Here is a 13,224-nt window from a genome sequence, read left to right as displayed (position 1 = left end):
AGATTAAACCAGCACCCGCAACCCCGCAACCGGAGGAACAAAATCCCTGGGTAAAAGGGTAATGGGGCTGGTACGAGAAAAGCCCCTCAACAGGAGGGGCTAGACGCGGTGTTAACCGCGGTCGACGGCGCGGTTGCGCAGGGCGCGGGCGAGGCGGTCACGCTGCTCGGTCACGGCGCGGCGCAGGCCACCGGCCAGGTCGCGGGAGAGGAACTCGTCGGCGCGGTCGAGGGTCTCCTGGCTGACATCCCAGCGCGGGAACAAGCCGGTCACCGTGGTCAAGGCAATCTCGTTGGACTGCGCGGACCAGATCTTTTCCGCCACGTCGAAGAACTCTGCACTCGGCAGGAGCTCGTCTGAGCCAACAAAGGTCAGGCCCGCTAGCTTCGACTCCAAGTCGCGGTTGCCCAGTTCGCCGGCGACAATCTCGTCCCACACTGCGCGCTTGTTGTCCTCGGTGTTTACGGCAGCCAATGCCTTAAGCGAGGCCTGGTAGCCCGTCGCGGTGTTATCGCGGTTGAGTTCCTCAGCCACCGCCGTCATGGCGGCGCCGGCGGCTTCGGGGCCGGTGACGTCGGCAAGCGAGCCATCGGCGATGAGCGCAGTGAGCGCCTTCCAGCGTAGGCCCGCATCCGAGGAAGTCTGAAGGAGCTCCTGGAAGAAGGTGCGGGAGGCGTCGTGAAGCTTGATGCCGGCCAGCGCCTGGGTGAAGACGATGGAGCGCTCGGCGTTATCGGAGCGGGCGCCGTCAAGGAGAGCGTCGGCAAGCTGCGTGTCCTCCTGTGCCCACTCGGGGTCCGCATAGGTGGACTGGGCCATGGCAGCTTGGGAGAGGATGCGCTCCAGCACGGCGAGCTCGGTCTCCGCCGCCGCGCCGCGGGCGACAAGCGCCACGAAATCGCGGGCGCGCATGGTACCTGCCCGGGTCATCTCCCAGGCGGTGGACCAGCACAAAGTGCGGGCCATGGGGTCTTCGAACTTGTCGACATTCTCCAACAAGAACTTTAAGGAACCCGCATCCAGCTCGATGAGGCAGTAGGTGAGGTCATCGTCGTTAGGCAGCACGAAGTCGATGTCCGCTTGCTTGCGGCCGATGAGTTCCGGGATCTCGGTGGAGGCGCCATCGATATCCATCTCGATGCGCTCGGTGCGCACCACCTTCTCACCCTGCAAGGCATAGACGCCGACAGCGATGCGGTGCGTGCGCAGGGTATCGCCGCGCTGGGTGAGGTGGGCCTGCGTGATGGTACCGGACTCGTCCGCCTCCAACGCCACACCCAGTGTGTTGACTCCTGAGGTCTTCAACCACTGTTGCGCCCAGAATGAAAGGTCACGCCCTGAGGCCTCCTCCAAGTGGCGCAACAGATCCCCGAACGTGGCATTCGACCACTGGTGCTCCTGGAAATGGCGGCGCACGCCGGCGAAGAAGTTCTCACGGCCCACATAGGCCTGCAGCTGCTTGAGCACCGACGCCCCCTTGGCGTAGGTGATGCCGTCGAAGTTCTGCTCCACAGTCTCAATATCGGAGGCATCCGTGGAAATCGGGTGCGTCGTGGGCAGCTGGTCCTGCTGGTAGGCCCAGGCTTTCTCCACGTTGGCAAAGGTCACCCACGCGGTGTCGTACTGGGTCTCCTCCGCCTGGGAAATCGCCGCCGACCAGGTGGCGAAGGACTCGTTGAGCCACAGGTCATCCCACCACTGCATGGTCACGAGGTCACCGAACCACATGTGCGCCAGCTCGTGCAGAATGGTGTCCGCGCGGCGCTCGTACTTGTAGTGCGAGGCTTGCGACGTAAAAACATACTCGTCGCGGATGGTCACGCAGCCGGCGTTCTCCATTGCGCCGGCGTTGAACTCCGGAACGAAAATCTGGTCGTACTTGCCAAAGGGGTAGGCAAAGCCGAAGTTGCGGTGGTAGAAATCAAAACCCTGCTTGGTCTCCGTGAACAGGCGCTCGGCGTCGAGCGAATCCAGCAGCGAGGGGCGGCAATAAATACCCAACGGCACCTCAACGGTTTTAGCAGGCGAGCCCTCCGGGTGCTCCGCCAGCGTGCCCGTCCACGTATCCGTCACGCCCACATACGGGCCCGCACACAGAGCAATCAGGTACGTCGACAGCGGGTAATCCACCGCCGCGCGCACGGTGTTGCCTGAACGCGTGATGGGGGAGTTCGTAATCACTGTCCAGTGCTCCGGAACCTCAAGAGCCAGCGAGTACGTAGCCTTCAGATCCGGCTGGTCAAAGCAGGCGAAGACGCGCTTGGCGTCGGCAGTCTCGAACTGGGTGTAGAGGTAAGCCTCGCCGTCGACCGGGTCGACGAAGCGGTGCAGGCCCTCGCCCGTGCGGGAGTATCGAATCTTCGCCACGACCTTCAGCTCATACTCCGCCACCTGCAAACCCGACAGCGGGATCCCGTACGTCGGGTCATAAGCACTGGTGGGCAGGGGAGCGCCGTTTAGGCGGACCTCGAGAAGCTCGTCACCGCGCAAGTCAATAAACGTAGAACCGGCCTTCTTAACTCGGAACTTCACCACCGTGGTGGAGGTGAAAAACTCTTCCCCAGTGAGGTCGAGGGCGACGTCGTAGTGGCTTACCTCCAGCATGCCGGAGCGCTGCTGGGCTTCCTCGCGGGTGAGGTTAATCGAGGTCATGTAGGTTACTCCTCTTCGTCGGTGATTAAGTCTCTGCACCAGCGTAGTCACACGCCTAGGGTGGGGTGCCACAGACTACACAAGCAAAGGAGATTTACTGTGGCCCAACAAGTAACCTTCTGGTTCGACTGCTCCTGCCCCTTCGCATGGCTGACCTCGCGCTGGATTAAGGAAGTGGAGAAGGTCCGCGATATCGAGGTGACCTTCCAGCCGATGTCCCTCTCCGTGCTCAACAAGGGCCGCGACTTGGACCCGGAGTACATGAAGATGATGGAGGCCAACTGGGGCCCTGCCCGCGTAGCAGCCAAGATTGCCGTGGAGGCCCCGGACAAGGTCGACGCCTTCTACACCGCCATGGGCACCCGCATCCACACGGAGGGCCAGGGCGGCAAGAAGGGTTACGGCGCCTACGACGACATCATCAAGCAGGCGCTTGACGACGTCTCCCTCCCCTCCACCTTCGCCTCCGTGGCCAACACCGAAGAGATGGATGAGAAGCTCACCGAGTTCCACAACCGCGGCATCTCTGAGGTTGGCGATGAGGTCGGCACCCCGGTGGTGAAGTTCGGCGATACCGCTTTCTTCGGCCCGGTCATTACCCGCGTTCCCACCGGCGAGGAAGCCGGCGAGCTTTTCGACGCCTCCGTGCGCCTCGCCAAGTTCCCGTACTTCTTCGAACTCAAGCGCTCCCGCACCGAATCCCCGCAGGTTTAGTGCGTGGGATGGCCCACAGGCCGGTAGGATGTGGGCCATGCGCGTTTATTTAGGAGCAGACCACGCAGGGTTCGAGATGAAAAACATCATCGCCGAGCACCTGAAGAAGCAGGGCCACGACGTCATTGACTGCGGTGCCCACGAGTACGACGCCGAGGATGACTACCCGGCATTTTGCATTGAGGCCGCGCTGCGAACCGTCAACGATCCGGGCTCGCTCGGCATCGTACTGGGCGGTTCCGGCAACGGCGAGCAGATCGCCGCGAATAAGGTGAAGGGCGCGCGCTGCGCCCTGGCGTGGTCCCCGGAGACCGCACGCCTGGCCCGCGAGCACAACAACGCCCAGCTCATCGGTATCGGTGGCCGCATGCACTCCGAGGAGGAGGCACTCGCGATCGTGGATGCCTTCCTGGATCAGGAATGGTCCCGTGCTGAGCGCCACCAGCGCCGCATCGACATTCTTGCTGAGTACGAGCGCACCAACATTCCGCCGGAGCTTCCGGAGGCCTAGTTCATGTCCTTGGGGTGAGTGCCGCCGCGGCCCTCTTCCCCGAGGTCAAGATCAGTAATCGCAGCCATCTCGGATTCATCGAGTTCGAAGCCGAATACATCGAAGTTCTGCGCGATGCGCTCCGGGTTTTCGGACTTCGGGAACACGATGACGCCATTTTGCAGGTGCCAGCGGATGATCACCTGGGCGGGGGAGACGCCATACTTTTCGGCAGGCTCGGTGATTTCCGGCTGCTCGAAAAGGTCCGTCTTACCCTGGCCTAGTGGGCCCCAGGCTTCGATGTGCACCTGGTGGGCGCGGAAGGCATCGAGCTCACGCCAGCGCTGTAGGTAGGGGTGCAGCTCCACCTGGTTGACCACGGGGGTCTCATCAGTCTGGGTTTCTAGCTGGTCCAGGTGCTCGAGTTCGAAGTTGGAAACACCGATGGACTTGGCCTTGCCGGCCTTCTTTAGTTCAATGAGCTGCTTCCATGCCTCGACGTAGTGGCCGTTATCTGGGCAGGGCCAGTGGATGAGGTAGAGGTCCACGTAATCGAGACCTAGCTTCTCCAAAGACTCGTCGAGAGCTGCGGCCGCATCAGTCTGGCGGTCGTTCCACAGCTTCGTGGTGATGAACAGCTCCTCGCGGGGGATGCCGGACTTGGCAATCGCGCGGCCCACACCTTCCTCGTTGCCGTAGATGGCAGCGGTATCGATGTGCCGGTAGCCCACCTTGAGGGCTTCGAGGACCAGTTCCTCGGTCTTGGCGGGGTCGACTTTGAAGACACCGTAGCCGAGCTGGGGGATGGTGTTGCCGTCGTTGAGTTCAATATTGGGTACAGTCATGCGGCCCACTCTACGTAGGGGCGGCGCCTTCTGACAGAAAAGATGCATGGCCAGGCATGATGCGGCGGCAATCCGAGCGGTCATCCCCAGCGGGTGCGAAAACGACTAAAACTGCACCGGCTACCTAAAAGAGGTGCTCAGTGCAGCTTTTCTTGGAGGGAATGACGGGAATCGAACCCGCGTCTTCAGCTTGGAAGGCTGAGGTATTAGCCACTATACGACATTCCCACAACCGGCAATCTTCAACTTTCAAGGCCTTGACTTTGAAAGCCGTTGAATCGGCGTGCCGATTACTTTAGCGCACGTGGTCGCTGAAAGAAAAATGGGAACTAGAACAGGGCCAAGGGCGTTAGTTTGGGTAGGTAGACAATTGCAACAACGCACAATTCGACTCTGAGATGAAAGTGGTGCTTTCGTGAGCTCTTTATTGCTCCTTATCCTTGTCGTCGGTGGCGGCGCATGGTTTCTGTCCTCGCGTAACGGGAAGAAGCAGCAGGAGCTGCGAGAATCCCAACGTTTTGATGACGCGATGGCGGATGCGCGCCGCTGGACTGAGCGTCTCGGCGGTCAGGTGATGAACCTCAGCGGCACGGATACCGCCTCCCAGCAGGCCATGGCGGATGCTTCCGAGCGTTTCACCGCCGCCAATTCGGCAATTTCTCAGGCCACGACAGCGAAGCAGGCGCACCTGGCGCGCGAATCTGCACTGGAGGGGCTCTACTACGTTGCGGCCGCGCGCGAGATTATGGGCATGGATCCGGGCCCGGAGCTGCCACCGCTGGAGGGCCAGCGCCAGGCCGGCAAGGTGACGGAGACCCGTACGGTGGAGGCAAACGGGGAGACGCTGACGGCGTCGCCAAGCGCATCTGCAGAAACCCCCAACTACTACCCGGGCGGTGTTGTGGCAGGACGCCCGGTCCCGGCCGGCTGGTACTCGCGTCCGTGGTGGGCTGATGCATTGACCACCGGTGTGTGGATGGTGGGCTACTCCATGATGTTCAACGCGATGTTCGCGGGCATGTCCGGCGTTGGTTACTCCGCCGCAGCCGCCGAAAGCGGCGACTGGGGCGGGGACATGGGCGGTGCCGACGGCATGGACGGCGGTGCCATGGACGGAGCCGGAGACGTGGGTGCCGGTGACGCCGGGGGAGGCGAGGAAGGCGGTTTCTTCGACGGCCTCTTTGGTGGCGACGGGGGCGATGGCGGAATGTTTGATTTCGACTTCGACTTCTAAAGCGAAAATTGCCTCTGACGTGGGGAAACAAAGTTTAATTGGGGCCGGTGTTGGGATAGTCAAGCGGCTATCGGTACACTAGCCCCAGTATGAAGCGCAGCTGCGTGCGGAACTTCCGGGCGCAGAGGCTTTCCATACGGGGCGTGGCGCAGCTTGGTAGCGCACCTGCTTTGGGAGCAGGGGGTCGCAGGTTCAAATCCTGTCGCCCCGACGTATGGGGGCCTGGACACTCATCCAGGCCCCCTAATTTCATCTTTGAACGATCACAATCAGGAGAGTTTCTCGTGAAGACCACCGTAGACAAGCTGAGCGATACCCGCGTCAAGCTCACCGTCAACGTTCCGTTCGCTGAGCTGGACAAGGAAATCGATCAGGCCTACGCGGCGATCGCGCAGCAGGTTTCCATCCCGGGTTTCCGTAAGGGCAAGGCTCCGCGCCAGCTTATCGACGCCCGCTTTGGTCGTGGCCCCATCCTCGAGCAGGTCGTCAACGACATGCTGCCGTCCCGCTACGAGCAGGCTGTTACCGAAAACGATCTCAAGGTCATTGGTCAGCCGGAGATCGACATTGCCAAGCTGGAGGACAACGACTTCGTCGAGTTCACCGCTGAGGTAGATATCCGCCCCGAGTTCGAGGTGCCGGACTTCTCCAAGATTTCCGTCAAGGTGCCGGCGCTCGAGATTGGCGATGAAGACGTCGACAAGGCCCTCGAGGACCTGGCTTCCCGCTTCGGTGAGCTCAAGGACACCAAGCGCAAGATGAAGACCGGTGACTTCGCTGTCATCGACATCACTACCGAGGTTGATGGCACCAAGCTGGAGGAGGCTTCCCACGAGGGGATGACCTACCGCATCGGTGACGACAACCTGATTAAGGGCCTCGACACCGCACTGCGCGGCATGAAGACCGACGAAGACAACGAGTTCACCACCACCATCCAGTCCGGTGAGCACGAGGGCGAAGAGGCCACCGTGAAGGTCCACGTCCAGCAGACCAAGGAGCGCAAGCTGCCGGATCTCGACGACGAGTTCGCACAGATGGCCTCCGAGTTTGACACCATCGACGAGCTGCGCGAGGACACCAAGACCCGCGTCGAGGAGACCAAGAAGTCTGAGCAGGCTGCCGCTATCCGCGATGAGGTCCTGAAGGCCGCTCTGGCTGAGGTTTCCTTCGAGCTGCCGTCCTCCATCGTTGATGAGCAGGTTCACGCTCAGCTGCATCAGATCCTGGGTCAGCTGGCTCACGACGAGAAGGCTCTGGCCCAGCTGCTTGAGGCACAGGGAACGACCCGCGAGGAGTTCGACGCTGATGCTCGCAAGTCCGCTGAGGAATCTGTCCGCACCCAGCTCTTCCTGGACGCACTGGCTGAGGTTGAGGAGCCGGAGGTGTCTCAGCAGGAGCTGACCGACCACATCCTGTTCACCGCTCAGTCCTACGGCATGGACCCGAACCAGTTCATCCAGCAGCTGCAGTCCAGCAACCAGCTGGGTAACCTGTTCTCCGACGTTCGCCGCGGCAAGGCCCTGGCTACGGCTATCTGCCGCGCCGAGGTCACCGACGAGGCCGGCAACAAGGTTGATGTTGACCAGTACTTCGGTGAGATCGACGAGGACGAGGCTGAGGCTTCCGAGGAGAAGTAATCTCCCGCTTGTAATGTGCCGCTGCCACATGTGTGGTGGCGTGCGCGCGTGAAACCCCGGATTCAGGTAACTCAAGGATGAGCCTGAATCCGGGGTTTGTGTCATTGTGAACGCCCTCTAGGAGTCTTTGAGTACTTCGTAGAGGGCGTGATGGGTGTTGGCTGGGGATACCGCTAGCCGTTCTTGGCTCTAAAGGCCTTGTCGGTTAGCTGCAGGAATCGCATAACGTAATCCTTGACAAAGTCTGCGGTGCGTTCATTGAGATGTCCGGACTCTTCGAAAAGCGTGGGGGATTGGCCCAGAAATACTTCGGGCTGACCAGGGAGCGGCATATCGAAGTAGGACAGGGCGAGGCGAAGGTTCTTCTGTGAACTGTAGCCGCCCATGCGGCCTACAGAGTGGCTAATGATACCTGCGGGAAGGTTCTTCCACGCCACATCTGAGTTGGGCTTAGAGCCGATGTCCACTGCGTTCTTGAGGCAGGCAGGGATAGTGCGGTTGTTCTCTGGCGTAATGAAGAGGATCCCGCTCGAGTTCTTGATGGTCTCGCGAAAGGTGGTGTACTCAGCCGGAGTGGGCTTGTCCGTGACGGCGGGGTCATCGTAGTCGAAGTCATAGAGCGGCAAGTCACGGATTTCCACGATGTTTGCCTCGTAGTCTTCAGGGATCATCGTGAGCACCTCGTGTGCAATCTTGCGTGCAAATGACTCTCGGCGCAGGCTGCCGACGATAACGCTGATACGTGGGGTGGTCATGGTAAACCTTCTTTCTTAGTTGGGTGTAGGGAGACGTGGTCAAGGGAGAAAAGGCTTGCAGCCAAAGGCCGGTGGTGGGCCGGCAGCGTGGGCGGCGGTGAGGAAGCCATCTACTTTGTCTCCTTCTTCATGGCGGAAGTACAGTTCGATGAGCCCTAGAAGACCCCCGAGGACGGCCTCTCGTGCGGCGGATGTATTCAACAGCCGCATGGCTGCGGGTTGGTTTCCTTCGCGGATGGCTTCAAACAGCGCGATGGTCTCAAGCCAGCTTCCTTGGTCCGGTCGCGGAAAAGGTTTAGAAATCCCAGTCATCATCACTCGTTTCTTCAGCAGTACCAATGACATAGGAGGAACCAGATCCGGAGAAGAAGTCATGGTTCTCATCTGCTCCGGGGGCTAGGGCCGCGAGGATTTCTGGGTTCACTTCCGTTTCTTCGGGCGGGAAATAGTCCGGGTAGCCCAAATTCATGAGTGCCTTATTGGCGTTATAGCGAACGAACACGGCTACATCATCCATGAGTCCCAAAGGCTCATATAGCTCGCCGGAATAGTCCAGCTCTAGTGCATAAAGCTCTTCGAGCAAAGAAATGGTGAAATCATGCATTTCCTTCTGCCGTAGCGGGGTCGTGGATTCCAAACCGCGCTGATACTTGTAGCCCGAGTAGTAGCCGTGCACTGCCTTGTCACGCAGAATGAGGCGAATCATGTCTGCCGTATTTGTCAGGGTGGCGTGGACAGAAAAGTGCAAGGGAAGATAGAAACCCGCGTAGAGAAGCAATGAGGAAAGCAGCGTCGATGACACCTTGCGTTTGAGTGGATCCGGCCCAAAATAGTGCGCGAGCACTTTCTTGGCGCGTGCCTGGAGAAGGTCGTTATTCACCGCCCAGCGGTATGCTTCATCAATTTCCTTTGTACTGCTCAGGGTAGAAAACACTGAAGAGTATGAACGGGCATGGACTGACTGCATGAAGGCGATGTTGGTATACACGGCCTCCTCGTGTTCGGTGCGGGCATCTTGAATCTGACAGATTTCTCCCACAGTGGCCTGGACAGTATCCAGGGTGGTGAGTCCCGTGAACACCCGCATGGTGAGGTTGCGTTCCTCGGGTGTCATCTTCTGCCACGCCGGGAGATCATTAGAAAGCGGGACCTTCTCTGGCAACCAAAAATTGGCGGTGAGACGGTTCCACACTTCAAGATCCTTGCCATCGCTCACCCGGTTCCAATTGATGGCGCGGATGCGGGCTGAAGGATCATGCCGGTAGCTCGGCGGAGTAACTGAAATGCTGGTTAGTTCAGCACTGTTTGATGTTGAAGACATAGCTTCCTTCTTTCTGAGTGAATGGTTGTAGACAAGGGGAGGGCCGTGCTCCTACAAAGCACAGGAGACGCAGCCTTCGACCTCGGTTCCTTGGAGCGCGGATTGGCGTAAACGGATGTAGTAGAGGGTCTTGATTCCGGCTTTCCAGGCATAGATTTGTGCCTTGTTGATGTCCCGCGTGGTGGTATCAGCGGTAAAGAACAAGGTCAGGGAAAGTCCTTGGTCCACGTGTTGGGTGGCCATGGCGTAGGTGTCGATGATTTTTTTGTATCCCACGGCGTAGGAGTCATCGAAATACTCCAGGTTGTCGTTGGTCATTTCCGGCGCGGGGTAGTACACGCGCCCCAAGCGGCCTTCCTTGCGTATTTCAATTTTGGAGGCAATCGGGTGGATGGACGCGGTGGAGTCATTGATGTAGGAAATTGATCCAGTGGGTGGAACTGCCTGCAAGTAGGCGTTGTAGATGCCGTCTTGCATCACTTGTTTCTTGAGCCGTAGCCAATCCTCGCGTTGAGGAATCTGCACGCCTGCTTCATGGAAGAGCTGTTTTACGTGTTCAGTGGCTGGCACCCAGTCTTTGTCGATGTATTTGTCAAAGTAGGCGCCAGTGGCATAGGTGGATTCTTCGAAGCCTGTGAATCGTTGACCTTTTTCAACCGCGAGTGCATGGGATGCGCGGAGCGCATGGTAGGTCACCGTGAGGAAATAGATATTTGTAAAGTCCAGTGCCTCGGCGCAGCCATAAGGAATACGCTGTGAAGCAAGGAAGCCGTGGAGATTCATTTGGCCCAGACCAATGGCATGCATGGAGGCATTTCCGTGAGCGATGGAAGGAACAGCTTCGATATTCGTCAGGTCTGAAACCTTCGTGAGGGCACGTACTGCGGTTTCGACGGTCTCCCCAAAGTCCGGTGATTCAAAAGCCTTCGCAATGTTGAGCGAACCTAGATTGCAGGAAATATCCTGGCCGACGGTGGTGTAGTCACCCGAAGCTCCGTAGGTCGATGGCGTGTTGACCTGGAGGATTTCACTACACAGGTTGGACATATTGATATGTCCTTTGAGGGGATTAGCGCGGTTGACCGTATCCTCAAAGAGGATGTAGGGGTATCCGGATTCAAACTGAAGCTCAGCCAGCGTGGTGAAAAACTCGCGGGCCTTAATGGTCGTGTGAGAAATTCGCGGATTGGCAACCAACTCGTCGTAATACTCGGTGATAGACATGTCAGACATGGCTACGCCGTACTCGCGAGCGATGTCATACGGGCTAAAAAGATGCATATCCTTGTTCTCTTTGGCCAGCCGGAAGGTTATATCTGGAATAACAACCCCCAGCGAAAGAGTCTTAATGCGGACTTTCTCATCGGCATTTTCCCGCTTGGTATCCAGGAAGCGAAGAATATCTGGATGGTGCGCATGCAGGTAGACGGCTCCAGCGCCCTGCCGGGCGCCCAATTGGTTGGCATAGCTGAAGCTATCTTCGAGAATTTTCATGACTGGGACTACGCCGGAAGCCTGGTTCTCAATCTTTTTGATCGGGGCTCCGGATTCGCGCAGATTGCTCAGTAACAAGGCCACACCACCGCCGCGTTTTGAAAGCTGCAGTGCAGAGTTCACGCTGCGGCCAATGCTTTCCAAATTGTCTTCGATTCGCAGAAGGAAGCAGGAGACCATTTCGCCACGCTGGGCTTTGCCTGCGTTGAGAAAAGTAGGGGTGGCGGGCTGGAAGCGTCCGGTCATGATGTCATCCACCAGCTTCCCCGCAAGCTCTTCATCGCCCTGTGCAAGGTACAAAGCTGTGGTGGCGACGCGTTCTTCGTAGCCTTCCAGAAATCGCGAGCCATCAAAGGTTTTCAGTGCATATGAAGTAAAGAACTTAAATGCGCCGAGGAAGGTGCGGAACTGGTGTTTAGCTTGGTGTGCTCTGTCGTACATGGCGCACAGAAAGGCGTCATCATAAAGCTCAAGGAAATCCCGCTCGTAGTACTCGTTATCAACCAACCATTCCAAGCGTTGCTTGGTGGAATCGAACTGTTGCATGCGGGGAGCGACATGGTGCGTGACATAGTCTTGTGCTGCCTGAATGTCCTTGTCAAACTGGATTTTTCCAAAAGCGTCGAACAAGTTCAGCTGCGCGTTGAGTGCGTGGTAGCTTTTGCGCTTGCCGACACCGCCGGCATTGTCTGCTGAAGCAGTGCGGGGCGTAGCGCCAATAGTCTGTGTGGGGGTGGCATCAAGAGGCCGCATTGTGTTGTCCAATCTGTGTGATGCGGATGTGTTCTTCATCTTGTGGGGGATTAATGGGGTGTCATCGTTAGCTGCTTTTGCTGCTCCCAAAACTTTTGAAGGCCCTGCTTTACGGCGGCAATGTCCTTCTGGGTGCCGAGAAGCTCGAAGTGATACAGCTCCGGTACGTGGCACTTGGCGGAAATGATGCGTCCGGCGACGCAGTAAGCACTTCCGAAGTTGGTATTCCCTGAGGTAATAACGCCCCGGATAAAGGAGCGGTTGATTGGGTCATTGAGGAAGTCGATGACCTGTTTGGGGACTGCGCGTTTGAGCGAGCCTCCGCCGTAGGTGGGAACGATGAGTACGTACGGGTGTGAAACCTGGATCATCCCGGTTTTCTTGGGGCGCAGCGGAATGCGCACCGCGGGTCTATCTAAGCGTTCGACGAATCTTTTTGTATTTTCTGAAACGCTAGAAAAATACACCAAATCTGGTGAGTCTGACATAGCAATCCTGCTCATCCTGGCCTTAGCCATAAGTGGGATAGGTGATATTCGAAAAGACTAACTACGCAATGGCGTAGTTGCAACTACGGCCCAACGTAGTTTTGAAAAGGGCAGGTGAGAGTAGGATTAATGCAAAGGGGAAGGTCTAACGGCTGTGGTGTGCTACAAACACTGCGTCGGTAGCTGGGCGTCCAAGCACTACCCACTGAGTGCTGCCGGCCACCTGTATTTCGAGAGAGTCTGAAAAGGGCGCTCCCTCGCGCGTGCTAAGAACAGCCCCAGTGACAATGCCGCGCTCTTCAAGGAACTTCAGCAGTTCTGGGTCGGAATCAGAAATGCGTTCCACGGTCACTTGCGGTTGTGCACCGCTGTCGGTGAGACGGTGCGCACTGGGGATTGTGATCTGTCCATCAACCGTAGGGATAGGATCGCCGTGCGGATCCCTAGTGGGGTAATCAAGGAACTTATCCACACGTTCTATGAGCATGTCGGACACCGCGTGTTCGAGATTTTCGGCTTCATTATGGACTTCGTCCCACGTGTAGTCCAATGCTTGAACCAAAAAAGACTCAAGCAATCGGTGGCGGCGCACCATGACCAATGCGTACTGCCTGCCAAGTTCGGTTAACTCCACAGAGCCATAGGGCGTGTGTGACACGAGCCCTTGCTTCGACATTTTGCGCACTGCATCGGAGACCGAGGAGAGCTTGAGTCCCAGCTGTTTCGCTATAAGTGTGGCGGTAACGGGCTCGGATGACCATTCTTTTAGCCCCCAGATAGCTTTCAAATAATTCTGGGTACTGGTGGACAGCTCGGAAACAGACATGAGTAAATGTTA

12 protein-coding genes and 2 tRNA genes are annotated in these 13,224 nt (G+C 58.1%); 5 read left to right on the top strand and 9 right to left on the bottom strand.

What is annotated here, in order from left to right; genetic code table 11:
- Positions 1-111: 111 nt before the first annotated feature.
- Positions 112-2,652 (bottom strand): aminopeptidase N, encoded by a 2,541-nt coding sequence (gene pepN, locus HMPREF2806_RS12890; protein ID WP_070517927.1) that lies wholly within the window; start codon positions 2,650-2,652, stop codon positions 112-114.
- 99 nt (positions 2,653-2,751) lie between these two features.
- On the opposite strand from pepN, the gene HMPREF2806_RS12885 reads away from it, so the two are divergent.
- Positions 2,752-3,366: a mycothiol-dependent nitroreductase Rv2466c family protein gene (locus HMPREF2806_RS12885; RefSeq protein WP_070511991.1), complete on the top strand. Its 615-nt coding sequence runs from the start codon at positions 2,752-2,754 to the stop codon at positions 3,364-3,366.
- Positions 3,367-3,403: 37 nt separating this feature from the next.
- Entirely contained in the window at positions 3,404-3,877 is a 474-nt protein-coding gene (locus HMPREF2806_RS12880) for a ribose-5-phosphate isomerase (protein ID WP_046647313.1), read from the top strand.
- On the opposite strand, the gene HMPREF2806_RS12875 is transcribed toward HMPREF2806_RS12880, so the two are convergent.
- Together HMPREF2806_RS12875 and HMPREF2806_RS12870 are read right to left on the bottom strand one after the other, a co-directional pair.
- Positions 3,874-4,701, bottom strand: coding sequence for an aldo/keto reductase (locus HMPREF2806_RS12875; protein ID WP_070517926.1), 828 nt, complete (start codon positions 4,699-4,701; stop codon positions 3,874-3,876). The two genes, HMPREF2806_RS12880 and HMPREF2806_RS12875, sit on opposite strands and share 4 nt — an antisense overlap.
- A gap of 153 nt (positions 4,702-4,854) precedes the next feature.
- Positions 4,855-4,929, bottom strand: a tRNA-Gly gene (locus tag HMPREF2806_RS12870).
- Between the two features lie 187 nt (positions 4,930-5,116).
- On the opposite strand from HMPREF2806_RS12870, the gene HMPREF2806_RS12865 reads away from it, so the two are divergent.
- The 3 genes from HMPREF2806_RS12865 to tig all read left to right on the top strand — a co-directional run bounded on the left by HMPREF2806_RS12865 (position 5,117) and on the right by tig (position 7,575).
- The gene (locus tag HMPREF2806_RS12865) at positions 5,117-5,935 is read left to right on the top strand and encodes a hypothetical protein (RefSeq protein ID WP_010190928.1); all 819 of its coding nucleotides are present in this window, start codon (positions 5,117-5,119) and stop codon (positions 5,933-5,935) included.
- Positions 5,936-6,072: 137 nt separating this feature from the next.
- A tRNA-Pro gene (locus HMPREF2806_RS12860) sits at positions 6,073-6,146 on the top strand.
- Between the two features lie 73 nt (positions 6,147-6,219).
- Complete coding sequence (gene tig, locus HMPREF2806_RS12855) at positions 6,220-7,575, top strand: trigger factor (protein WP_070517925.1); 1,356 nt, start codon at positions 6,220-6,222, stop codon at positions 7,573-7,575.
- A 173-nt stretch (positions 7,576-7,748) separates the two neighbouring features.
- Here tig and HMPREF2806_RS12850 read toward each other — a convergent pair whose 3' ends face one another.
- The 6 genes from HMPREF2806_RS12850 to HMPREF2806_RS13995 form a co-directional block, all read right to left on the bottom strand.
- The gene (locus HMPREF2806_RS12850) at positions 7,749-8,330 is read right to left on the bottom strand and encodes an NADPH-dependent FMN reductase (RefSeq protein WP_070517924.1); all 582 of its coding nucleotides are present in this window, start codon (positions 8,328-8,330) and stop codon (positions 7,749-7,751) included.
- Positions 8,331-8,369: 39 nt separating this feature from the next.
- Positions 8,370-8,642, bottom strand: a complete 273-nt coding sequence (locus tag HMPREF2806_RS12845; RefSeq protein WP_034655492.1) for a hypothetical protein — start codon at positions 8,640-8,642, stop codon at positions 8,370-8,372.
- Complete coding sequence (gene nrdF / locus HMPREF2806_RS12840) at positions 8,626-9,651, bottom strand: class 1b ribonucleoside-diphosphate reductase subunit beta (protein ID WP_083306556.1); 1,026 nt, start codon at positions 9,649-9,651, stop codon at positions 8,626-8,628. Before nrdF ends, HMPREF2806_RS12845 begins: the two co-directional genes overlap by 17 nt.
- A gap of 51 nt (positions 9,652-9,702) precedes the next feature.
- Positions 9,703-11,898, bottom strand: a complete 2,196-nt coding sequence (gene nrdE / locus HMPREF2806_RS12835; protein ID WP_070517923.1) for a class 1b ribonucleoside-diphosphate reductase subunit alpha — start codon at positions 11,896-11,898, stop codon at positions 9,703-9,705.
- 50 nt (positions 11,899-11,948) lie between these two features.
- Positions 11,949-12,386, bottom strand: coding sequence for a class Ib ribonucleoside-diphosphate reductase assembly flavoprotein NrdI (gene nrdI, locus HMPREF2806_RS12830; protein ID WP_012715214.1), 438 nt, complete (start codon positions 12,384-12,386; stop codon positions 11,949-11,951).
- 145 nt (positions 12,387-12,531) lie between these two features.
- On the bottom strand, positions 12,532-13,212 hold the full coding sequence (locus tag HMPREF2806_RS13995; RefSeq protein ID WP_070512005.1) for a metal-dependent transcriptional regulator: 681 nt from the start codon (positions 13,210-13,212) through the stop codon (positions 12,532-12,534).
- Between the last annotated feature and the right edge of the window lie 12 nt (positions 13,213-13,224).

It is taken from the genome of Corynebacterium sp. HMSC076G08, assembly GCF_001811515.1.
In the GTDB taxonomy this organism is placed as follows: Bacteria; Actinomycetota; Actinomycetes; order Mycobacteriales; family Mycobacteriaceae; genus Corynebacterium; species Corynebacterium hiratae.
The sequence above is the reverse complement of the archived record's forward strand: the minus strand, read 5'-3'. Positions and strand labels throughout refer to the sequence as shown.

What these genes read in the sequence shown, in the direction of transcription:
- HMPREF2806_RS13995 (WP_070512005.1), bottom strand. Translation starts at nt 13,212, where the DNA reads ATGTCTGTTTCCGAGCTGTCCACCAGTACCCAGAATTATTTGAAAGCT.
- HMPREF2806_RS12875 (WP_070517926.1), bottom strand. Translation starts at nt 4,701, where the DNA reads ATGACTGTACCCAATATTGAACTCAACGACGGCAACACCATCCCCCAG.
- nrdE (WP_070517923.1), bottom strand. Translation starts at nt 11,898, where the DNA reads ATGCGGCCTCTTGATGCCACCCCCACACAGACTATTGGCGCTACGCCC.
- HMPREF2806_RS12850 (WP_070517924.1), bottom strand. Translation starts at nt 8,330, where the DNA reads ATGACCACCCCACGTATCAGCGTTATCGTCGGCAGCCTGCGCCGAGAG.
- HMPREF2806_RS12880 (WP_046647313.1), top strand. Translation starts at nt 3,404, where the DNA reads ATGCGCGTTTATTTAGGAGCAGACCACGCAGGGTTCGAGATGAAAAAC.
- nrdI (WP_012715214.1), bottom strand. Translation starts at nt 12,386, where the DNA reads ATGTCAGACTCACCAGATTTGGTGTATTTTTCTAGCGTTTCAGAAAAT.
- HMPREF2806_RS12845 (WP_034655492.1), bottom strand. Translation starts at nt 8,642, where the DNA reads ATGACTGGGATTTCTAAACCTTTTCCGCGACCGGACCAAGGAAGCTGG.
- pepN (WP_070517927.1), bottom strand. Translation starts at nt 2,652, where the DNA reads ATGACCTCGATTAACCTCACCCGCGAGGAAGCCCAGCAGCGCTCCGGC.
- nrdF (WP_083306556.1), bottom strand. Translation starts at nt 9,651, where the DNA reads ATGTCTTCAACATCAAACAGTGCTGAACTAACCAGCATTTCAGTTACT.